Here is a 19,772-nt window from a genome sequence, read left to right as displayed (position 1 = left end):
GGCTTTAAGGCGCGATTGCGATGCGTCGGTGACAGAAAATCGATGGAATATTACAGTTCGTCCCGACACGGATCGAACGAATACAGATCGGTCACACGACCGTCTTCGCGACGTCTCAAACGGCTCAGATGAGGTCGCGATTCACACTGTTGATCCGACACAGGGCCGCCAGGTGTGCTCTGACGGTCTCAGGGCGTACTCAAACGCCCGACCGTCGCCCCACCACGGTGACGTCCACCCGCCCTGCCCCGCGCGTCCGCGACAGGCGACTGGTCACGACCTGATCGACGTCGCCGACGGTGACGGCCGTGACGGTCCGGAAATGGTCCGAGGTGAAGCCGAGCCCCGTCGACGAGGCCCCGACCCCCGCCAGTTCGGCCGGCGTCAGATAGCCGACGCGGTCACGCTGCCGGATCAGGGTGCGGGCCGCCGCAGGATCGCGCAGCACCAGGGCCAGCAGGGTTTCGTCGACGGTGTTGACGTTCAGCAGCGCCGCGGGCGGCAGGAGGGTGGTGAAGGGCTCCAGCAGGGCGATCTCGTCCCGCGTGACCCCTGCCGCGACCAGCAGGCGGCTGTCCGACAGGGGGCCGGCGACGCGGACCACGGTCGCGATCCGGATCAGGGTCTCGGGCGCGACGCCGGCGGCCTCGCCGATCCGCTGGAACAGGCTGATGGCCGCCGGATCCGCATTGACCATTCCGTTCAGGTTGAACCGGGCCTGTTCGTCCTCGATGGTCAGGGCGAAACGGCCTCCGGGGACCGCGACCGGCGTCTGGCCCAGGGCCGCCCAGGGCTCGGCGAGATTGTCGGTCCCCGCCGCGACGATGCCGTCGCGCCTCAGGCTGGTGACGGCGGACAATTCGCCGGCCCGCGCATAGGCCCCGGCCTGGGCCACGTCGCGCAGCCGGGCGCTGCGCTGGATCTCGATGTCCTGACCGGCGACCATGATGAGGACGGTGACGCTGGCCATGGCGACGACCAGCAGCACATTGAGCAGGATCATGCCTTCGCGGTCGGGGCGGCGCGCCATGGGATCGTCTCCTGACCGGGCCGACTAGACCCGACCGCTGGCGGCGGCAAGCCGTCTTTGGCCTTGAGCGCCTGCCGCAATCCGCTAGGTTGTCGGCGCTTCCGCGGGCGTGATGTAGTGGTAGCCTGAAAGCTTCCCAAGCTTTTCGTGCGGGTTCGATTCCCGCCGCCCGCTCCAGCTCCCACTGATCCGACGTCGGCGACATCCGCCCACCCGGACCGGAAGCGGGTTGTTGATCTGCAGGCGTGGCGCTCTACGCTCTTCGCATGGCCCCTCGATCCGCTGCTTCGCGCAAGGCGCTCAATGCGTCCAATCTCGCCGGACTGGGGGCCGACACGCTGGCCCGTCTGCTGGTCGAGGCGTCGGCGGGCGACGGGGGTCTGAAAAGACGGCTCAAGCTGGAGCTCGCGGCCGAGGTGGGGAGCGCGGACCTCGCGGCGGAGATCGATCGCCGCTTCGCCGCCCTGGCCAACAGCCGCACCCGGGTGTCCTGGCGAAAGCGCCCCGAGCTGCTGCGCGACCTCACCGTCCACCGCAGGATGATCGTCGAGCGCCTCCTGCCGGTCGAGCCCGTGCTGGCGCTGGACCGGCTGATGGCCTGGTTCGATCTCTATCCGGGCCTGGCCGGGCGGGTGAAGGACCCCAAGGGCGAGCTGGCGCTGCTCTATTTCGAGGCGGCCGCCGATCTCGCAGAAGCCGCCAACGCCACGGGGCCCGCCGGCGTCGCCCCACTGGTCGAGGCCCTGCAGACCCGTCAGTCCGAGTGGAGCAACTGGATCGGCCGTGCCGCGCCGGACTTCCGCACCGAGATCGCCCAGGCCCTGCTCGACAGCACCCGCGAGGGCCGGGCGGCGCCGACCGGGCGACTGGCCCTCGTCGTGCGCAAGCTGGCCGACCGCTGCGGCGACGTCATGGCCTGGGCCGCCGCCATCCCGAAGGAGGATGCGGTCAAGCCCGACATCGGCGCGGAGATCGCCCGGCGGTTCGCGGAACGCGGCCATGCCGCCGAGGCCCGGGCCGCGCTCGAGGCCGCCCGCCCGCGCGCCCCCGAGCCGGCGCGCTGGACGCGTCGCAACGCGCCTGCGCCCACGCCCGAACCGTCTCCCGCCTGGGACAGCGCCGAGATCGCCGTGCTCGAGGCCGAGGGCGAGACCGCCAGGGCGCAGACCGCGCGGTGGGCCGCGTTCGAACGCACCCTGTCGGGCGCGCACCTGGACGCCTTCGTGTCGCGCCTGGCCGATTTCGACGATGTGGAAGCCCTCGATCGGGCGCATGCGATCGCCGCCCTCTGGCCCGACCCGGCGGCCGGCCTGGCGTTCCTGATGAACCGGGGCGCTCTGAGGGACGGGGCCGCGATGGTCCTCGCCCGCAGCGAGGCGCTGACCCTTTCGGAAGAGGACACCGCCCTGTGGGCCGGCCGGTTCGAAGGCCGGTTCCCGGCCGCCGCCCTGGCGCTGGTGCGACGCCGGGCGACCGGGCTGGCGCGGGCGGGGCTGGGTCGATCCGAGGTCGTCCGCGCCCTGTCGGCCGAGGCCGCGCGGCTGGCCGAGCTGCCGGGAGCGGTCGCCACCCTGGAAAGCCACGCGGCCTTCATCGACGGTCTCGAACGCCTGTCGCCGACCGCATCCGGCCGCGGCTGGCGCTGACGCGCGCGGCCGCCCCCGTCACGCCGGCGTCCCGTCCGTTCGGCCGCGCGTCCGCCACAGCGACCAGACGATGCCCGCGGCGAGGATCGCGAAGGTCACGCCCAGCGACACGGCGGGCGGGAACTTCTCGAGGCCGAACAGGTCGGCGAGGAAGATCTTGGAACCGATGAAGACCAGAAGGACGGCCAGCGCCTGTTTCAGATAGGCGAAGCGGTGCAGCACCGCCGCCAGGGCGAAATACAGCGCGCGCAGACCCAGGATGGCGAAGATGTTGGAGGTGTAGACCAGATAGGGGTCGGTGGTGATGGCGAAGATCGCCGGCACCGAATCCACCGCGAAGATCACGTCGGCCACCTCGATCAGCACCAGCGCCAGGAACAGCGGGGTGGCGTAGGCGACCGGCTTGCCGGTCCCGGGGTCCGGGGCCCTGACGAAGAAGCGCTCGCCGTGGAGCTGGTCGGTGACCCGCAGCCGCGTCTTCAGCAGTTTGAGCAGGGCGTTGTCTTCGAGGCCGTGCGTCTTGTCGGCCATGACCAGCATCTTGAGCCCGGTCAGGATCAGAAAGGCCGCGAAGACATACAGGACCCAGCCGAACTCGCTGACCAGGGCGGCCCCGCCGGCGATCATGACGGCCCTCAGGACGATGACGCCCAGGATGCCCCAGAACAGCACCCGATGCTGATAGACGGCCGGGATCGAGAAGTAGGCGAAGATCATGGCGATGACGAAGACGTTGTCCATCGCCAGCGACTTCTCGACTACGAAGCCGGTCAGATACTCCAGCCCCGACTGCTGGCCGAGGCTGAACCAGACCCAGCCGCCGAACCCCAGGCCCAGCGTCAGATAGCCCGCCGACAGGACCAGGCTTTCGCGCACCCCGATCTCGCGATGCTTGCGGTGAAGAACGCCCAGGTCGAGCGCGAGGAGGACGGCGACGATGCCGAGGAACATCGCCCACATCCACACGGGTTTGGTCAGAAAGTCGGCGGTCAGCCAGTCGAGCGGCATGATGAGGTCTCGCAAAAAGGCGCCGCGGCCGTCGACCGGCCGCGGCGTGAAGGATCAGACGATGCGGAAGGTCAGGCCGCGAGGCCCTGGGTCGCCAGCTTCAGCTCAAGGGCGCGCAGCCGGTCGCGCACCAGCAGCTTTCGCTTCTTGATGTCGGCGATGCGTCGATAGTCGGGTTTGGGCCGACGCATCTCCTCGCCGAGCGCGTCCTCGAGCAGCGCGTGGCGGCCGTGCAGGCGATGGATGAGATACCGTGTGATCATGGTTTGCTCCTCTTCGAGAGGAGCGCGCCCGATGGACGTCCGGGGGTGGGGGAGATCGGACCCTGCACCGAGCGCGCTCGATGCGGTCCGACATCACGATCACCATGATCGTCAGAGGGGCCCGGGCCGCTGGATCAGACTGCCGCGACCGCAGCGATCCCGCCAGTTTATAAGATTTATCTCGCTCATAAGCGATGCATATCCAATCAGCCGCCGGTCGGACCGCGTTCGAGCGCGCGCAACACTTCCTGGGCCAGAAGCTCGGCGGGCCCGCCACCGCTCCGGCTGGAGACAAGGGCGATCTCGCTGTCGCTGAGGGGCGGCAGCCCCGCATGCAGCACCGACAGGTCCCGGGGGGCCATGGCGGCGGGCAGGACGCCGACGCCGAGACCGGCTCGCAGCGCCGCCATCTGGCCCGACAGACTGGGCGAGGTGAACGACGCCCGGTACGACAGACCCGCCGCATCCAGCGTCCCGAGCGCCCGCTTGCGATAGATGTCCGGCGCGGGCGCGACGATCAGGGGCAGCGGCGAGAGCTCCAGGATCGACGCATCCAGCGCCACCCAGACCAGCGGCTCGCGCCAGACGCGGACACCCAGGTCGGGCCCCATCGGCTCGCGCTTGATGAGCGCCAGATCCAGCATGCCCCGCGACATCTGGTCGAGCAGGTTGCTGGTATAGTCGCACGTCACCGCCAGTTTGATGCGCGGGTGAGCGCGCGCGAAGGCTCCCAGGATGCCCGGAAGGTGCATCGTCGCGATATCCTCGGGCGCGCCGAAGCGGACCTCGCCCTCCAGATCGCCTTCGCCCATCGTCGAGACGATCTCGTCGTTCAGCCGCAGCAGCTTGCGGGCCTGGGGCAGCAGCGACGCCCCCTCCGTGGTCAGGGTGACGCTCCTGCCGCTGCGATCCAGAAGCGGCGCGCCCATCTGCTCCTCCAGCCGCCGGATCTGCAGGCTGATGGCGGGCTGCGTGCGTCCCATCAGGGCCGCGGACCGCGTGAAGCTTCCTGTCTCGACCACGGCCACGAAGGTCCGCAGGAGGTCGATATCCAGATTCATCGGTTGCCCCGTATGTCATCAGGTTTGCTTATGAGCAGCATCAGTCGAATAAACTGGCTGCGATCCGGCGTCGAGGCCAAAGGCGCTGCTCGTTCCTCCCCCCCCGGACCCGTCATGCCCGATCTCGCCGCCAGTCTGGCGCTTCTGACCACGCCCGCGATCCTGTTCTTCTTCGTGGGGGCCCTGGCCGCTTTCGCGAGATCCGACCTCGCCATCCCGGAGCCGGTCGGCAAGGCGGTGTCGCTGTATCTGATGCTCTGCATCGGCTTCAAGGGCGGGGTCGAGGCTCGCGCGGCCGGGCTGGACGGGGGCTTTTTGACGGCGGCCGGGCTGGGAATCGGACTCAGCGCCCTGCTGCCGCTTCTGGCGCTGGCTGTCCTGCGCCGGCTGCCCGGGCTGGACCGGGCGACCGCCTGCGCCCTGGCCGCGACCTACGGCTCGGTCTCGGTCGTGACCTTCGCGGCGGGACAGGATCACCTGGCCTCGGTCGGGCTCGCGCCCGGGGGCTACATGGCTGCGGTCCTGGCCCTGATGGAGACCCCCGCCATCCTCACGGCCCTGCTGCTGCTGAACGGGGCGGGCCGGACCGGGCCGGTGCAGGGCCGCGCGGTCCTGAGAGAGGTCTTCGTCGGGGCGGCGACGGTGATGCTGCTGGGCAGTTTCGGCGTCGGCCTGATCTCCGGGACGGCGGGCCTGGCACGGCTGGACGTGTTCGTGGGTCCGCTTTTCCAGGGGGCGCTGTGCTTCTTCCTGCTGGATATCGGCCTGATCGCCGCCCGCAGGCTCATGGACGGCGGCCGCAAACTCAGCCCCGGCGTCGTCGCCTTCGCCCTGGGATTTCCGCTCCTTTCGGCAATCATCGCCCTGGGGCTGTCGCGCCTCGCGGGCCTTGGAGCGGGCGACGCCGCCCTGCTGACCATCCTGGCGGGATCGGCGTCCTACATCGCCGTGCCCGCTGCCATGCGGCTGGCCGCGCCACAGGCGGACGCGGGCGTCTACGTCACGGCCTCGCTCGCCATCACCTTCCCCTTCAACCTCACGGCGGGGATCGCGCTGTACACGGCGGCCGTGCAGTGGCTCTGGTGACGACGGCGGCGGTTCGCGCGGGGCCTAGAAGGTGGTGAACCCCGACAGGACCAGGTTGTCGTTCTTCCGGTCCGGGGCCGAACCGCCGTTGATGCGCTGGTGCATGTAGCCGCCTTCCAGCCGGAACGTCGGGGTCACCTGCCAGCCCACGCCCGCGAACGCGCGGTTCTGGTCATAGCCGTCGCCCTGTCCCCAGTCGGTCTCATTCAGGCCGACGAAGGTCTCGTTCGACAGGACCACGCTCACGGCCGGCCACGCGACGGGGCGGCTCCAGCGCACGAACTGACGAACCCGCCAGCCCGTGTCGTCGCCCCCTTCGCGGAAGCGTTGCTCGATCCGGGTGCGTCCGGTCAGGCGGCCGCCGGCGATCCCGGCGATGGGATAGGTCGCCTGTTGCCAGGCGCGGTGCTCCTCCCCGTCCGGTCCGGGGCGGCGCAGGGTGACGTGGGCATAGCCCGCCCACAGATCCAGGCGCGGCGACACCCTCCAGCCCACGCCGGGGCGCAGGATGGTGGTGTCGAGCCGATCGCCCTCCTCCCGGAACCGCGCGTGCGCATCCCACCAGACGAGGACCCGCCCGCCGTCGCGGACCGGCCCGCTGGCGAAGGCGGCGGCCCACGCCTGGGTGTCGGTCTGCGCGGCGGCGGGGGCCGCCGACACCGTGGCGACCATCGCCACGGCCAGGGTCGTGAAGGGCTTCATGAGAACATCGCAACAGGACAGATCGGGAAGTCGACGGCCGGCCACGGAGGCCGGCCGTCTTCAGGCGACGCTTCAGTCAGCGTCGTACGGCAGCGACGAGTGGTGCAGAACGATGCGCAGCGACCCGTTGGCATCGCGCACCCAGCCCCAGGTCTTGTTGACCGTGGTCACCTCGCCCTTGTCGTTGGTCAGCATGACGTTGCCGGTCGAGATGGCCGTGTTGCCGTTGAGGACGATGGCTGCGTTGTCGATTTCATAGGCGCGCCAGCCCTTGAGCGCGAAGCCGGTGTCTTCGGCGAAGCGCGCGTTGCCGCCCACGAAATAGGCCAAGGCCCCCTCGCGGGTGGTGCGGAAGGTGGTGTCGCCCGAAGCGAGGGTCGGCTTGAACGCCACCGGGCCCAGATTGTAGCCGTAGGCGGCGTCCAGCACCTCACCGGCCAGGCGGGTAGCGGCGGCCTGGCCGTTCGTCTTGTATTCGGTCGCGATGGACACGAGGGCCTCGCCCCAGGCGCGCTGGGCGGCCTCGACCTCGGCCACGGTGATGGGGGCGGCGGCCGGAGCGACCGGAGCCAGGTTGGCGACGGCGTAGGAATCGCTGGCGTTCGGGGTCGCTGCTGGACCCGCGGCGTAGGCGGGAACGGCGAGGAGGGCGGCGAGGCCGGCGAGGGCGAGGGTCTTGCGCATGGGGGCGTCCTTTCATCTGGGCCGCGGTGCGGCGACCCGTTCAAGATGTCGGGGCGGTGACGCTTGCGCATCGGCGCCCTGGCGCGCCGACCGGCCTATGCCGTTCGGCATATGACGCCACGGCCAAGGTCGGTTAGGAAGTCAGCCCAAGCCGGAGATCGACCGCGTGCCCCCCGACGCCGCCTTCACCACGGATCTGCGATCCCTGTTCCGAGATTCCGAGGCGCGCGCCGCGCGACTGAAGCTCCTCATCGGCGTGAGCCGTGACCTTGCGGCGGCGGACGGCAGGGAGGTGGAACAGGCGGTCGATCGCGCGACCAGCAGGGCCGCCCTGTTCGCCGGCTATGCTCGCGGTGCCGTCCAGCGGACGGCGGAGGCGAACCCGGAAGATGCGTTCGTGATCCCGCTGGAGGCCCTGGCCGGGCAAGGGCGTCCGGGGGTCCGCCTCGTCTTCACCGCGCCGCTGAACCCGGGCGCGATCTCCACCCAGGACGATGCGGAGACGCTGCGCCTGCTGGTCGAGATGATCGAAGCCCGGCTGACGGTCGATCTGCAGCAGCGCCGCGAGACGGAACTGCGCGGCCGGCTGGAGCGACGCGAACGCGAACTGGAGCAGGTCCTGTCCCGGGTCGTCACCGCCCAGGAGAGCGAGCGAGCCGCCATCTCCGCCGATCTGCACGATGGCGTGGCCCAGCAGGTCGCCGCCCTTCATCGTCGGCTCGAGCTGCTGCGCCTGGATCTGGAGGGTCAGGCGCCGGACGGGACGACAGCCGAGATGGACGCCCTGATCGGCGTGGCGCGCCAGTCGGTGGCGGACCTGCGCGGCGTGATCTCGGGGCTTCGTCCGACCAGTCTGGACGACCTCGGGGTGGTCGCCGCTTTGAAGGACGAGGCGCGCCGGCTTGAGGCGGCGGGCCATGCGGTCACCGTCTATGCCCGGTTGCCGGGCCGTCTCCCGGACTGGCAGGAAACCCTCCTGTTCCGCATCGGTCAGGAGGCGTTGAACAACGTCGCCAAACACGCCCCGGGCGCGAGCGTGCGCCTGGACATCGGGACCGATACCGAGCGGGGCGACGTGATCCTGAGCGTGGAGGATCGCGGCGGACCGGTCGCGACCGGCGTGACCCAGGCCGGCACGCCCCGCTTCGGCCTCGAGATCATGCGCGAGAGGCTCGCCGCCGTGGCGGGCACGCTGGAGGCCGCTGCGACCGCCACGGGTTTCCGCATTCGCGCCACCGTGCCCTCGGCCCGAAGATGAGCATGCGGATCCTCATCGCCGACGATCATGAACTGACCCGCGCCGGGCTGCGCGCCGTGATCGATCGCGAGCCGGACATGGTCGTCGTCGCCGAGGCCGGTACCGCCGAGGCCGCCGTCGAGCGGAGCCTTGCGGGCGACATCGATCTGGCGATCCTCGATATCCGCTTCGGTCCCGGGATGAACGGGCTGGAGGCGGCGGGACGCATCCTCGAACGAGCTCCGACCCGGATCCTGCTTCTGACGCTTCATGACACGCCGGAATATGTACGCAGCGCCCTCGCGGCCGGGGCCACGGGCTACGTCTTGAAGGACGCCGGGCGGGAGGAACTGCTGCATGCCATCCGGGCGGTCGGCGCCGGACGCAGCGCCCTGCCCGGCGACCTGCTGCGCAAGGCCATGGCCCCGACCGTCGGTCCCAGACCCGATGACCTCGACAGGCTGACACCGCGCGAGCGCGAGGTCCTCGAGTCCGTGGCCCGGGGGCTGACCAACAAGGAGATCGCGCGGGACCTCGGCATCGGGCCCGGCACGGTGAAGGCGCATGTCGAGAAGCTGATCGCCAAGCTCGGCGTCGCCGACCGGACCCAGGCGGCGGTCTTCGCCGCGCGGGCCCGCCCTTGAGCCGACTGTCGCCATGGTCGCGCGCGGCGCGGGCCTGGGCCGACCTCGGCCTCGGCTCGAAGGGCCTGATCGTGCTGGCGCTGCCTTTGGCGATCCTTCTGTCCGGCATCGGGGCCCTTCATCTGTCCGGCCGGGCGGAGGCCGAGGCCGAGGCGCGCGTCCGGCTGACCTTCGCCATCCAGCGCGACATCCATGAGGTGCATGCCCTGCTGGCCGAGGCGGCCAGCGGCGTGCGGGGCTATCGCCTGACGGGTCGCCGCGCCTTTCTGGAGCCCTACATCAAGGCCGAGGCCCTGCTGCCCGAAACCCTGGCGCGGCTTCGTCAGACGACCCGGGACCCCGAGATCCGTCAGCGGCTGGCGCGCGTCGATACGCTCGTCGTTCAGAAACGACGCGGACTGGCCCAGCTCGCGGCGATGCCGGGAGCCGGCACGGCGGAGGGCGTGGAGGCGCCGACCGTGGCCGGGGCGCTGGTCGCCAACAAGGCGGTGCTCGACGCGCTGCGCGCCGAGATCGACGCCATGCAGCGCCGGGAAAGCCAGCTGCTCGAGCAACGCCAGGCGAAAGCCGACGCCGAGCGACGCAGGACCTGGACCCTCACGGCGGTCCTGGCCGGGATCGGCCTGCTGGGCGGTCTGGCGGCGGCCCAGCTGCTGTTCACCGGCATCGTGCGCCGCGTTCGGGGACTGGAACGGGACGCCGAGCGTCTGGAGCGGGGCGAACCCCTCAGCCTCGCCGACGAGGCCCAGGACGAGATCGGGCGACTGGCGCGTCGCCTGGTTCAGGCCGGCGACCTGCTGCGCTCGCGCGAGGCCGCGTTGCGCGAAGGCGAGGAGCGCTACCGCCGCGTGATCGAGGGCGTCCGCGACTATGGCATCTTCGCCCTGGACCTCGAGGGTCGGGTGGTCAGCTGGAACACCGGGGCCGAAAGGATCAAGGGCTGGACGGCCGACGAGATCCTCGGCCAGCACTTCTCGACCTTCTATCCCGCGGAGGCCCGCGCCGAGACGCCCATGCGACTGCTGGAGGCCGCCCGGCGCGACGGCCGTGTCGAGGACGAAGGCTGGCGCGTTCGCCGCGACGGCGGGCGGTTCTGGGCCAATGTCGTCATCACCGCCCTGCACGACGAGACAGGGACCCTGACCGGCTTCTCCAAGGTCACGCGCGACGTCACCGAGCGACGCCAGGCCGAGGAAGCCCTCGGGCACGCCCGGGCGGAGGCGGAACGGGCCAGCCGCGCCAAGAGCGACTTCCTGTCCCGGATGAGTCACGAGCTGCGCACTCCCCTGACGGCGATCCTCGGCTTCAACCAGCTGCTGGGCATGGATGGCGAAACCCTGACCGACGACCAGCGCCATGGCGTGGACCAGATCTCCAGGGCAGGCGGCCATCTGCTGGCGATGATCGAGGAGGTCCTGGACATCGCCCGGATCGAGGCCGGCGGCCATGCCCTCGCCCCGGTGCCTCTGGATCCGGCCCCCCTGCTCGCGGATGTGCGCGATCTGATCGCGCCCCAGGCCCAGGCGGCGGGCGTCGAGGTGCGGATCGAGGGCGACGCGGGACTGTCGGTGTTGGCCGACCGCCGCGCGACCGTGCAGATCGTGCTCAACCTGCTCTCCAACGCGATCAAGTACGGGCCGGCGGGGGGCGTGGTGACGGTCACCCTGGTCGGGGCGTCCGGTCGCGTCCGGATCGAGGTCCGCGACGAGGGCCCCGGCGTGCCCCCGGAGCTGGTCGACCGGCTGTTCATCCCCTTCGACCGGCTGGACGCCGAACGCTGGAGCGGGGCCCAGGGCTCCGGGCTCGGCCTGGCCCTCTCCCGCGGCCTGGCCCGCGCCCAGGGCGGCGAGGTCAGCTACCACCCGCCCGGCGCAACCTTCATCCTCGAGCTGCCGGCCTCGCCGTCGCACGGACAGAAACCGTCATGAAGATCACCCCCCCCGACCCCCCGCTGAAAGCCGCGCGGATCATGGCCGTCGATGACGAGCCGGCCAATCTCAGCCTGGTCGAACGGGCCTTCCACCGCGAAGGCTTCCAGGACGTGGCGACCTTCCTGGATGCCCGGGACGCGCTGGCGGAATTCGCGGCGCGGATGCCGGACCTGGTCCTTCTGGACCTGATGATGCCCGGGGTGGACGGCTACGAATTGCTGGAGAGCTTCCGGCGGCTGACCCCCGAGACCGACTATCTGCCCATCCTCGTGCTCACGGCGGATTCAACGATGAATGCGAGGCTGCGCGCCCTGTCGCTGGGGGCGAACGACGTCCTGCTCAAGCCCTATGATGTGGCCGAAATCCTGATGCGCAGCTGGGTCCTTCTGGACACCAGACGCCGCTTCAAGGCGGTCAGCGCTCGGTAGACCGGCCGCGTCAGAAGCAGACGTCGCTCCAGGGTCGGCCCAACCGCCGCGTTAACAACGAAAGAGGCCCGGCGCATAGCCGGGCCTCCCAGTGGATCGCGGGCTGGTCCTACTCGCGCGTGACCGCGACCCCGCGCTGTTCCAGGATGGCCTGGACGCTGTCGTCACCCGCGAGGTGCGCGCTGCCGACGGCGATGAAGACGGTGCCCGACCCCTCGAGCAGGGTCTGGATCTGGCCGGCCCAGTCGGTGTTCCGGCGCACCAGCAGGGCCTGATAGATCTCTTCGGACTGGTTGCGCATCTCCGTCACCCCCAGCCGCTCGATCGAGGCGACGTCGCCGGTCGCCCAGGCGCCGACCAGGGCGTCGAGCTCCGCCGTCGCGTTCTCGACCTTCTCAAGCGTCGCCCGCAGAAAGGCCAGCTGGGTCTCCTCGGACAGGCCCGCCAGGATCGAGACCTGTTTGTCGATGGTCTCGAAGCCGGAGATCGGCTTGCCCGCCGCCTCGGCCCGCGCCTTCAGGATCATCTCGACGCCGGACTGCGGGTCGTAGCCGGCCTTCACCAGCGGGGCGATCGACAGCGACAGGCCGACCAGCCAGGGACGCAGGGGATCGAGCTGGGCGGCCGTGGCGCCGATGGTCTGGGCCGCCGCGTCCAGGCGGGTCAGCTCGGCCGGGGTCAGCAGGCTGGACAGGGGCCGGTCGGGCGAGAGGCCGTACTGCTGGATCAGCGGCTGGATGGCCGCCTGGTCGTCGGGGTTGGAGATTTCCAGGATGACGCGGTCGGCGCTGTCGAAGGCGGCATCCACCCTGGCCGTGCCCCAGGCCGTCTCGGGGCGCAGGACGTGGACCGTGCCGAACAGATACAGGGTCGAGTCCGCGTCGCGGACGACCCACAGCGCCGGGCCCTGGCCCTGGGCCTGGACCACCGTGCGCGGGGCGGCGGGCGCCGCGGCCTGGGCGAAGGCTTGTCCGGGAACGCTCAGCAGGCTGACGGTCAGGCCGAGGCCGAGGGCCGTGCCGGTGGCCAGGCGGGCAATCTGTCCGATGGAGGTCTTGAGGTAAGAGGCGAGCGTCATGGTCCGATCCTTTCGATCAGCGTGAAACAGAGAAGAAGAGAGTGAGCGGTCGTCGGGCGTCAGTTGATGCCGCGGCGGGCGGCGGCGGCGATGGACGCCACCAGATAGACGGCCATCAGGATGCCGGTCAGACCCCAGCCGCTGATGGTATCGACCAGTCCGAGGCGCTCGGCGGCGGCATAGAGGAACAGGGCCGTCTGCAGCACCCAGAAGGCTATGGCGCTGGTCTCGGCCATGACCTGTCGCAGCATCTCGTCGGCGGCGCGCCACAGCATCAGATTGGCGACGCTCTGGACGATCAGGAGCACCACGATCCCCCCGAAGACGACGTCGGCGTTGAACCAGGCCGGGCCGTAGATGGGCGCGAGGAACATCACACCGGCCAGAAGGAAGACGGTGATCTGAAGAATGCCGCAGCCCTTGGGGACGGTCGAGGGACGCAGGACCATGGTCACGCCGCTGAGCACGGCGATGGCGAGCAGCGCGACGGCCATGGCCAGCGCCAGGCTGTCGGCCCAGGACGCGCCCTGCTCGGCCTCCATGATGCTGGCGAAGCCGAAGCCGGTCAGGGCCCCCATGGTACCCAGGGCGAGGATGCCGAGGATCTTGACCACGAGCGGCTGGTTGTTGGGTTCTGAACGGGACATCATGCCGAGGCTCCTGCGTCCGAAAAGATGGATTCGATGGGTTGTTCGAAAACCCGGGCGATCTTGAAGGCGAGCGGAAGGGACGGGTCATAGCGACCGGTCTCCAGAGCATTGACGGTCTGGCGCGAAACCCCGAGCGCGGCGGCCAGATCGGCCTGGCTCCAGTTCCGCTCGGCGCGGAGGACCTTGAGACGATTGTTCATCGGGTCACCGCCGCTGCAGCCACCAGACGGCCCAGGCGATGCTGTAGCCCAGCGTCTGGGCGAGCCCGATCAGGGCCGCCCCGCCCAGCAGCAGGTCGTCGGGTGCCGCGGTCAGCACGGACGGCGTTCCATAGGCCAGGGTGAACAGCGCGACCGTGCCGATCGCCAGACCAAAGGTGGAGCCCCACCACCAGGCCCACTTGTGCGCTTCCTGGGCCGCTTCATCGAGGCCGCGCCACCAGCGGGCGCAAACCCAGAGGACGGCGGCCATCGCAAGGCCGACCGAGGCGGCCACGATGATCGGACCGGCCCCCGACCGATCGCCGAACGCGGCGGAGACCCCGCCCGCGATCGCACCGGCGAGCATGCACACGGCCATGAGCGCCCCGTAGCGGCGCAAGGGATGTTCAGACACCCGCATCTCCATAGACATGACAACTGACCCCGTCTTTTTGACAAGGGTGTTTTACACCCCAAATCGACGTTGTCAAGCGACCTTGTCAGCAAGCCGGGGACGCGTCAATCAGCTCCGGCTGGACGTATCGTGGACGAGTTCGGGCCGTGTCACGGGGCGCGGCGATTGATCGATCGCGGTCAGGCCGGGCAGCTCCTTGCCCTCGTGATCGACCTGCAGGTCTTCGAACCGCCTGGCGGACACCATGACCTGGCTCTCGAGCGAACCGACGAACTGGTTGTACTTGCCGACGGCCTGTTCCAGCGCGCGCCCGACGCCGAACACGTGGCCGCCCATGACCGACAGCCGCTTGTAGAGCTCCTTGCCCAGCCGGGCGACCTCGTCGGCGTTCCGCGACTGTTCCTCGGCCCGCCAGCCGTAGGCGACCGCCTTGCACAGGGCGAACAGGGTCGAGGGGGTGACGATGATGACCCGCCGGGCCATCGCATCGGTCATCAGCTCGGGCTCCCGGTCGAGGGCCGCCGACAGGAAGGCGTCGGACGGCACGAACAGGGCGACGAAATCGGGGCTGGGCTTGAACTGGTCCTGATAGGCCTTGGCCGCCAGATCGCGGACGTGGTTCTTGATGCTGGCGGCGTTCCTCGCCGACATGGCGGCGTCGCGGGCCTCGTCGTCCGGTTCGGAGGCGTCGGGAAAGGCCAGGGGCACCTTGGCATCGATCACGAACAGACCGCCGCCGGGCAGGCGGACGAGGAAGTCCGGCCGCATCTGGCGGCCCTCGTCATTGGCGCTGGACGACTGTTCGTCGAAATCGAACCGGCCCGCCATGCCGGCGGCCTCCAGCACGTTGCGGCAGGTCTGCTCGCCCCAGCGGCCCCGCCGGCCGGTGTTGCCGCGCAGGACCTCGGTCAGGCGGCGCGCCTCGTCGCGCGTCGCGCTGGAGGCGAGCATCAGGGCCGACAGCTGTTCCTTGAGCGTGCCGGTCTCCTCCGCACGGGCCTTCTCCAGCGCCGCGACCTGGGTCTCGAACTTGGCCAGGGTCTCGGCCACGGGCTTCAGCTGGGCCTCCATCCGCTCGCGGGCCACGCGATCCTGCGCCTGAAAGGTCTCGGTGGCGCGGGTCACCATCTGGTCCGCCACCGCCTGCGCCGACTGTGCCGCCTGCGCTTTCAGAAACTCGCCCATGGTGACGCGGCTGTCCTCGATCAGGGCGATCTTCTCCTGGGCCGCCAGGACCGTGCCCTTGGCCGCCTGCCAGCCCAGGAAGGCCCACACGAAACCCGCCGCCAGCAGGACGGCGAGGGCCAGAAGGATGAGGGACAGCGTGTTCATGCTCCGTTCCTAGACAGAGTCGAGGGACCGGCAAACCCCCTGCTTTCCCCGGCGAAAACTTCGTACGAAAAATTGCGTAAGCGCGGACGGACGTTCACGGGTTTGAAGAGACTTACGGTCAAGCTTGGGTTCATGATGAACAGTCCCGTGCCCGCTTCCTCCGTCGACCCCGACAGCCAGGCCATAGCACTGGCGGCGCTGGAGAGCTCCGGCGCGGGGTGGTGGCGGGTGCGCGACACCCAGACGGCCTGGTGGTCGCCCCGGATGTTCGACCTTTTCGGCATGCCGCAGACCGCCGAGGTCCCGACGATCGAGGCCCTGTACCGGATGTATCATCCCGACGACGCCAGTCTGGCGGCCCGAAGCTTCATGGCCCTGTTCGCGTCCGAGGCGCCGGTCACGCTGCGATACCGCGTCGTTCACCCTTCGGGGGCGGTGCGCCATCATCTGACGTGGGGCCGTCGCCAGCCGGCCGACGCGAACGGCGAGGTCTGGCTCATCGGTATGGTCATGGACGTGACCGATCACGTGGACGATGCCGTCATGTTCGAGGCGGAACGCGCGTTCCGGTTCGTGGCCGGGCATACCTCCGACATGGTCGTCCGGCATCAGGTCGGGGTGGGGCTGACCTATGTCTCGCCCGCCGCGAAGACCGTCCTGGGCTATTCGCCGCGCGAGATGCTGGGCCGTGCCCCCGGAGACTTCGTCGCCCCCGGGGATCTGCAGCGCGTGCGCGGCATCGTGCACGGCCGGATCGCGCGGCGCGAGACGGTCTCGACCGAGGGCTATGAGTATCGCGGCATCCACAAGGACGGCCACGAGGTCTGGCTCGAAGCCAATCCGAGGCTGGTAATCAACGGGGCGGGCGAACTGTCCGAGGTCGTCGACGTCGTGCGCGACATCACGGCGCGACGCGCCGCGCAGGCGGAGTTGCAGTCGGCCCGGCTCCTCGCCGAGGCGGCCTCGCAGGCCAAGAGCGAGTTCCTGGCCAATATGAGCCACGAGCTGCGGACGCCCCTCACCAGCATCCTGGGCTTCTCGCGTCTGATCGGCGCGGGCGGAGACCTGTCCGCCAGCGACCGGGGCTATCTCGACCTGATCCGCAGCGCGGGTGAAACCCTGCTCACGGTCGTCAACGACATCCTGGATTTCTCCAAACTGGAAGCGGGCGCCCTGGCGCTGAGCCCGGAGCCCTTCTCCGTTGCGGCCCTGGGAGAGGGCGCGACCGCCCTGTTGCGCGAACAGGCCGAGGCCAAGGGCCTGGTCCTGAGTTGCGAGATCCTGGGTGCAGGCCCGGCGGGAGACGCGCGGCTGGTGGGCGACGTCACCCGACTGCGCCAGGTCCTGCTGAACCTCCTCGGCAATGCCGTGAAGTTCACCGAGCGGGGGAACGTGAGGCTGAGCCTGTCGGTCGAGCCGGCTCAGGACGGGACGGCCACCCTGTCGGCCTCGGTGACCGACACAGGGCCGGGCCTGGCCGCCGGCCAGATCGAACAGATGTTCGAACGGTTCACCCAGGCGGATGGATCGGTGTCCCGCCGGTTCGGCGGCACGGGTCTCGGCCTGGCCATCTCGCGCCGGCTGATGGACGTCATGGGCGGCGAGATCGGGGCCCGGAGCGATGGATCGACGGGATCGACCTTCTGGTTCCGCACCGTCCTTCCGGTGGCGGAGACCGCGCCGGACGCCGCCGGTCGCGACAGCGACGGTCAGCCCGACGGCCCGCTGCGCATCCTGCTGGCCGAGGACAATGCGGCCAACCGGACCCTGATCACAGCCCTTCTGGCGTCGTTCGACGTGGCTTTGGACATGGTGGAGAACGGCCAGGAGGCCGTGGCCGCGGTGACCGCCCGCTCCTACGATCTGGTCCTGATGGACATGCAGATGCCGGTGATGGACGGCCCTACGGCGACGCGGGTCATTCGCGCATCCGGCGGGCCAGGCCACGACACGCCGATCGTGGCCCTGAGCGCCAATGTCCTGCCCGAACAGATCCGGCAATGCCTCGACGCCGGCATGCAGGGCCATGTCGCCAAACCCGTCGATCCGCGGGCTCTGATGGCGGCCCTGATCGAACACGCACGCCCCCGCGCAGAGAGGGCCGGCGGGGTCGACGCGGCCTGAGCCGCGTCGACACGATCGGATCGGTTCCTGGCGACGTTAACGACGCCGCCAGGCCGGTTCGGCGTTCGACCTAGCTGACCGGGAAGCCCCGCACCTTCAGCAGCGCCGTGACGTCCACGTCGCGTCCCCGGAACTGCCGATAGGCGTCCGCGCGGTCGGTGGTGTTGCCCGGCGCCAGGATGATCGACTTGAAGCGGCCGCCGATCTCCGGATTGAAGACGTCGCCCGACTCCTCGAAATAGGCCCAGGTGTCGGCGTCCATCGTCTCGGACCACAGGTAGCTGTAGTAGCCGGCCGAGTAGGCGTCGGACGTGAACAGGTGATTGAACTGCGGCAGGCGGTGCCGCATCACGATCTCCTTGGGCATTCCGATCCGGGCCAGCGAGGCCTTTTCGAAGGCGTCGATGTCGGTGGGCGGCGTGGCCTGGGTGTGCAGGTCCATGTCGACGATGGCCGAGGACAGATAGCTGACCGTGGCATAGCCCTGGTTGAAGGTGGCCGCCGCCTGGATCTTGTCGACCAGGGCCTGGGGCATCGCCTCGCCCGTCTGGTAGTGCTTAAGATAGCCGTCGAGGATGGGGCGGCTGAGCACCCAGTGCTCGTGCACCTGCGACGGATATTCCACGAAGTCGCGCGGGGTGTTGCCGTACGACGGATAGGTCACCACCGAGCTCAGATAGTGCAGGGCGTGGCCGAACTCGTGGAACATGGTCTCGGCGTCGTCCAGCGACAGCAGGACCGGCTCGCCGGGCTCGGGTTTGGTGAAGTTGTTGTTGTTCGAGGCCAGGATGACCTTGGATCCATCCAACTGCGAGAACGACCGGTAGGTCGTCATCCAGGCCCCGGAACGCTTGCCCGCACGGGCATAGTCGTCGGTGTAGTAGAGGCCGATCAGACGGCCCGTCGCCTTGTCGTGAACCTCGTAGGTGACGACGTCCGGCTCGAAGATCGACACCGCTCCCTTGGGCATTTCGGTGAAGGTGAAGCCGTACAGCCGCTCGGCCATGTAGAAGGATCCGGCGCGGACCGCGTTCAGTTCGAAATAGGGTTTCAGCTCGTTCTGATCGAGGTCGTACTTGGCCTTCCGGACCTTCTCGGCGAAGTACAGATAGTCCCAGGGCTCGATGTCGAAGCCGGCGATGGCGCGCATGTCGGCCACTTCCTCGGCCACCCGGGCCCTGGCCGGGGTCCAGACGCGGTCCATCAGACGCTGCGCCGCGGCCGGGGTCTTGGCCATCGTGTCCTGCATCCGCCATTCGGCGTGGTTGCGGTAGCCCAGCAGTTTCGCCCGTTGATCGCGCAGGCGGACGATCTCGGCGATCGTCGCATTGGTGTCGTTGGCGTCGCCGTTGTCACCGCGACCGACGAACTTCTTCCAGACCTGCTCGCGCATGGCCCGGTCGTCGGCGAAGGTCAGGAACGGATCCACGCTGGAGCGCGTGTTCATGATGATCCAGCCGTCGATGTTCTTGGCTCGGGCGGCCGAGGCGGCGGCGGCCTTGTTGGACTCCGGCAGGCCCGCGACGCCCGCGGCGGTCGGGACGACGGTCCAGGCGTTCTCGTCGGCCACGACCTTCTGTCCGAAGCGGGTGAAGGCCGTGGAGAGGGCGGTGTTGATCCGGCCCAGTTCGGCCTTGCCGGCGGCATCCAGGTTCGCGCCGGAGCGGATGAAGCTGTCGCGGCTGCGCTCGGCCAGCCGCTTCTGCTGGGCGTTCAGGCCCATGGCGTCGGCGTTGTCCGCGACCGTCTTCACGCGCTGGAACAGGGCGTCGTTGAAGTTGATCTCGTCGAAGAAGGCCGACAGCAGCGGCGACATCTCGGTGTCCACCGCGTCATAGGCCTCGCCGCCGATGTTGCCGGTCATCACGCCGTAGATGTTGACGACCTGGTCCAGCGGCGCACCCCACAGCTCCATGGCGACCAGGGTGTTGGTGAAGGTCGGCGGTTCGGGATTGTTCGCCACGGCGGCCACGTCGGCGCGCGCCAGATCCATGGCCTCCACCATCGCCTCGCGCAGTTTGGCGGGCGTGACCTTGTCCCAGGGCGGGGTGCCGTCATAGGCGCCGGTCCAGGGCTGGAGCAGCTCGGCGCGCGGCGTCTGGGCCGGCAGGATGGCGCGGGCCATCTGGGCCTCCTGCGCCGGGGTCATGGCGCTGGCCTGACCCGCGCCGGAGCCGGCGGTGGCGCATCCGGTGAGGGCCATCAGGCTCGCGCCTCCGATAAGGACCTGGCGTCTGTGCATGGGGATTTCCT

Annotated in this window: 19 protein-coding genes and 1 tRNA gene; 8 read left to right on the top strand and 12 right to left on the bottom strand. The window is 69.7% G+C overall.

Annotated features, from left to right (window positions below):
• Nucleotides 1–199 precede the first annotated feature (199 nt).
• The gene (locus BRESU_RS03425) at nt 200–1,030 is read right to left on the bottom strand and encodes a type II secretion system minor pseudopilin (RefSeq protein WP_013268102.1); all 831 of its coding nucleotides are present in this window, start codon (nt 1,028–1,030) and stop codon (nt 200–202) included.
• A 103-nt stretch (nt 1,031–1,133) separates the two neighbouring features.
• Between BRESU_RS03425 and BRESU_RS03420 the strand changes: the two genes are divergently transcribed.
• A tRNA-Gly gene (locus tag BRESU_RS03420) sits at nt 1,134–1,207 on the top strand.
• A gap of 89 nt (nt 1,208–1,296) precedes the next feature.
• Nucleotides 1,297–2,676 carry a DUF6880 family protein gene (locus BRESU_RS03415; protein ID WP_013268101.1) on the top strand — a complete coding sequence of 460 codons (1,380 nt, stop codon included), beginning with the start codon at nt 1,297–1,299 and terminating at the stop codon, nt 2,674–2,676.
• Nucleotides 2,677–2,694: 18 nt separating this feature from the next.
• Here the strand turns inward: BRESU_RS03415 and BRESU_RS03410 are convergent, their stop codons facing one another.
• From BRESU_RS03410 to BRESU_RS03400, 3 genes are all read right to left on the bottom strand, one after another.
• Nucleotides 2,695–3,684, bottom strand: coding sequence for a TerC family protein (locus tag BRESU_RS03410; protein WP_013268100.1), 990 nt, complete (start codon nt 3,682–3,684; stop codon nt 2,695–2,697).
• A gap of 71 nt (nt 3,685–3,755) precedes the next feature.
• Entirely contained in the window at nt 3,756–3,947 is a 192-nt protein-coding gene (locus BRESU_RS03405) for a DUF465 domain-containing protein (protein WP_013268099.1), read from the bottom strand.
• 206 nt (nt 3,948–4,153) lie between these two features.
• Nucleotides 4,154–5,008: a LysR substrate-binding domain-containing protein gene (locus BRESU_RS03400; RefSeq protein ID WP_013268098.1), complete on the bottom strand. Its 855-nt coding sequence runs from the start codon at nt 5,006–5,008 to the stop codon at nt 4,154–4,156.
• A 114-nt stretch (nt 5,009–5,122) separates the two neighbouring features.
• Between BRESU_RS03400 and BRESU_RS03395 the strand changes: the two genes are divergently transcribed.
• The gene (locus BRESU_RS03395; RefSeq protein WP_013268097.1) at nt 5,123–6,094 is read left to right on the top strand and encodes a sodium-dependent bicarbonate transport family permease; all 972 of its coding nucleotides are present in this window, start codon (nt 5,123–5,125) and stop codon (nt 6,092–6,094) included.
• 24 nt (nt 6,095–6,118) lie between these two features.
• On the opposite strand, the gene BRESU_RS03390 is transcribed toward BRESU_RS03395, so the two are convergent.
• Both BRESU_RS03390 and BRESU_RS03385 read right to left on the bottom strand, forming a co-directional pair.
• Nucleotides 6,119–6,796 carry a DUF2490 domain-containing protein gene (locus BRESU_RS03390; RefSeq protein WP_013268096.1) on the bottom strand — a complete coding sequence of 226 codons (678 nt, stop codon included), beginning with the start codon at nt 6,794–6,796 and terminating at the stop codon, nt 6,119–6,121.
• Nucleotides 6,797–6,868: 72 nt separating this feature from the next.
• Entirely contained in the window at nt 6,869–7,480 is a 612-nt protein-coding gene (locus BRESU_RS03385) for a hypothetical protein (protein WP_013268095.1), read from the bottom strand.
• A 166-nt stretch (nt 7,481–7,646) separates the two neighbouring features.
• Between BRESU_RS03385 and BRESU_RS03380 the strand changes: the two genes are divergently transcribed.
• From BRESU_RS03380 to BRESU_RS03365, 4 genes are read left to right on the top strand one after another with little or no spacing between them, the layout of a single operon-like run.
• Nucleotides 7,647–8,738, top strand: coding sequence for a sensor histidine kinase (locus BRESU_RS03380; RefSeq protein WP_013268094.1), 1,092 nt, complete (start codon nt 7,647–7,649; stop codon nt 8,736–8,738).
• Between the two features lie 2 nt (nt 8,739–8,740).
• Entirely contained in the window at nt 8,741–9,361 is a 621-nt protein-coding gene (locus BRESU_RS03375; RefSeq protein ID WP_245528595.1) for a response regulator, read from the top strand.
• Nucleotides 9,358–11,289, top strand: coding sequence for a sensor histidine kinase (locus tag BRESU_RS03370; protein ID WP_013268092.1), 1,932 nt, complete (start codon nt 9,358–9,360; stop codon nt 11,287–11,289). Before BRESU_RS03375 ends, BRESU_RS03370 begins: the two co-directional genes overlap by 4 nt.
• A complete protein-coding gene (locus BRESU_RS03365; RefSeq protein ID WP_013268091.1) occupies nt 11,286–11,720 on the top strand; it encodes a response regulator in 435 nt (144 codons plus the stop codon). The genes BRESU_RS03370 and BRESU_RS03365 overlap by 4 nt, the downstream gene beginning before the upstream one ends.
• A 109-nt stretch (nt 11,721–11,829) precedes the next feature.
• Here BRESU_RS03365 and BRESU_RS03360 read toward each other — a convergent pair whose 3' ends face one another.
• From BRESU_RS03360 to BRESU_RS03340, 5 genes are all read right to left on the bottom strand, one after another.
• Entirely contained in the window at nt 11,830–12,798 is a 969-nt protein-coding gene (locus tag BRESU_RS03360; RefSeq protein ID WP_013268090.1) for a TraB/GumN family protein, read from the bottom strand.
• 59 nt (nt 12,799–12,857) lie between these two features.
• Nucleotides 12,858–13,448: a hypothetical protein gene (locus BRESU_RS03355; RefSeq protein WP_013268089.1), complete on the bottom strand. Its 591-nt coding sequence runs from the start codon at nt 13,446–13,448 to the stop codon at nt 12,858–12,860.
• The gene (locus BRESU_RS03350) at nt 13,445–13,648 is read right to left on the bottom strand and encodes a helix-turn-helix transcriptional regulator (protein WP_013268088.1); all 204 of its coding nucleotides are present in this window, start codon (nt 13,646–13,648) and stop codon (nt 13,445–13,447) included. Before BRESU_RS03350 ends, BRESU_RS03355 begins: the two co-directional genes overlap by 4 nt.
• Before the next feature lie 4 nt (nt 13,649–13,652).
• Nucleotides 13,653–14,063 carry a hypothetical protein gene (locus tag BRESU_RS03345; RefSeq protein ID WP_245528594.1) on the bottom strand — a complete coding sequence of 137 codons (411 nt, stop codon included), beginning with the start codon at nt 14,061–14,063 and terminating at the stop codon, nt 13,653–13,655.
• Nucleotides 14,064–14,171: 108 nt separating this feature from the next.
• On the bottom strand, nt 14,172–15,395 hold the full coding sequence (locus BRESU_RS03340) for a DNA recombination protein RmuC (RefSeq protein ID WP_013268086.1): 1,224 nt from the start codon (nt 15,393–15,395) through the stop codon (nt 14,172–14,174).
• A gap of 147 nt (nt 15,396–15,542) precedes the next feature.
• On the opposite strand from BRESU_RS03340, the gene BRESU_RS03335 reads away from it, so the two are divergent.
• Nucleotides 15,543–17,519 (top strand): hybrid sensor histidine kinase/response regulator, encoded by a 1,977-nt coding sequence (locus BRESU_RS03335; RefSeq protein WP_169308006.1) that lies wholly within the window; start codon nt 15,543–15,545, stop codon nt 17,517–17,519.
• 70 nt (nt 17,520–17,589) lie between these two features.
• On the opposite strand, the gene BRESU_RS03330 is transcribed toward BRESU_RS03335, so the two are convergent.
• On the bottom strand, nt 17,590–19,761 hold the full coding sequence (locus tag BRESU_RS03330) for a M3 family metallopeptidase (RefSeq protein WP_013268084.1): 2,172 nt from the start codon (nt 19,759–19,761) through the stop codon (nt 17,590–17,592).
• Between the last annotated feature and the right edge of the window lie 11 nt (nt 19,762–19,772).

Source organism: Brevundimonas subvibrioides ATCC 15264, from assembly GCF_000144605.1.
GTDB lineage: Bacteria > Pseudomonadota > Alphaproteobacteria > Caulobacterales > Caulobacteraceae > Brevundimonas > Brevundimonas subvibrioides.
The sequence above is the reverse complement of the archived record's forward strand: the minus strand, read 5'-3'. Positions and strand labels throughout refer to the sequence as shown.

Excerpts from the sequence above, each read along its gene's own strand:
- BRESU_RS03425 (WP_013268102.1), bottom strand. The coding sequence starts at position 1,030 with ATGGCGCGCCGCCCCGACCGCGAAGGCATGATCCTGCTCAATGTGCTG.
- BRESU_RS03410 (WP_013268100.1), bottom strand. The coding sequence starts at position 3,684 with ATGCCGCTCGACTGGCTGACCGCCGACTTTCTGACCAAACCCGTGTGG.
- BRESU_RS03395 (WP_013268097.1), top strand. The coding sequence starts at position 5,123 with ATGCCCGATCTCGCCGCCAGTCTGGCGCTTCTGACCACGCCCGCGATC.
- BRESU_RS03355 (WP_013268089.1), bottom strand. The coding sequence starts at position 13,448 with ATGATGTCCCGTTCAGAACCCAACAACCAGCCGCTCGTGGTCAAGATC.
- BRESU_RS03375 (WP_245528595.1), top strand. The coding sequence starts at position 8,741 with ATGCGGATCCTCATCGCCGACGATCATGAACTGACCCGCGCCGGGCTG.
- BRESU_RS03360 (WP_013268090.1), bottom strand. The coding sequence starts at position 12,798 with ATGACGCTCGCCTCTTACCTCAAGACCTCCATCGGACAGATTGCCCGC.
- BRESU_RS03385 (WP_013268095.1), bottom strand. The coding sequence starts at position 7,480 with ATGCGCAAGACCCTCGCCCTCGCCGGCCTCGCCGCCCTCCTCGCCGTT.
- BRESU_RS03390 (WP_013268096.1), bottom strand. The coding sequence starts at position 6,796 with ATGAAGCCCTTCACGACCCTGGCCGTGGCGATGGTCGCCACGGTGTCG.
- BRESU_RS03365 (WP_013268091.1), top strand. The coding sequence starts at position 11,286 with ATGAAGATCACCCCCCCCGACCCCCCGCTGAAAGCCGCGCGGATCATG.
- BRESU_RS03415 (WP_013268101.1), top strand. The coding sequence starts at position 1,297 with ATGGCCCCTCGATCCGCTGCTTCGCGCAAGGCGCTCAATGCGTCCAAT.
- BRESU_RS03350 (WP_013268088.1), bottom strand. The coding sequence starts at position 13,648 with ATGAACAATCGTCTCAAGGTCCTCCGCGCCGAGCGGAACTGGAGCCAG.
- BRESU_RS03405 (WP_013268099.1), bottom strand. The coding sequence starts at position 3,947 with ATGATCACACGGTATCTCATCCATCGCCTGCACGGCCGCCACGCGCTG.
- BRESU_RS03330 (WP_013268084.1), bottom strand. The coding sequence starts at position 19,761 with ATGCACAGACGCCAGGTCCTTATCGGAGGCGCGAGCCTGATGGCCCTC.
- BRESU_RS03400 (WP_013268098.1), bottom strand. The coding sequence starts at position 5,008 with ATGAATCTGGATATCGACCTCCTGCGGACCTTCGTGGCCGTGGTCGAG.
- BRESU_RS03340 (WP_013268086.1), bottom strand. The coding sequence starts at position 15,395 with ATGAACACGCTGTCCCTCATCCTTCTGGCCCTCGCCGTCCTGCTGGCG.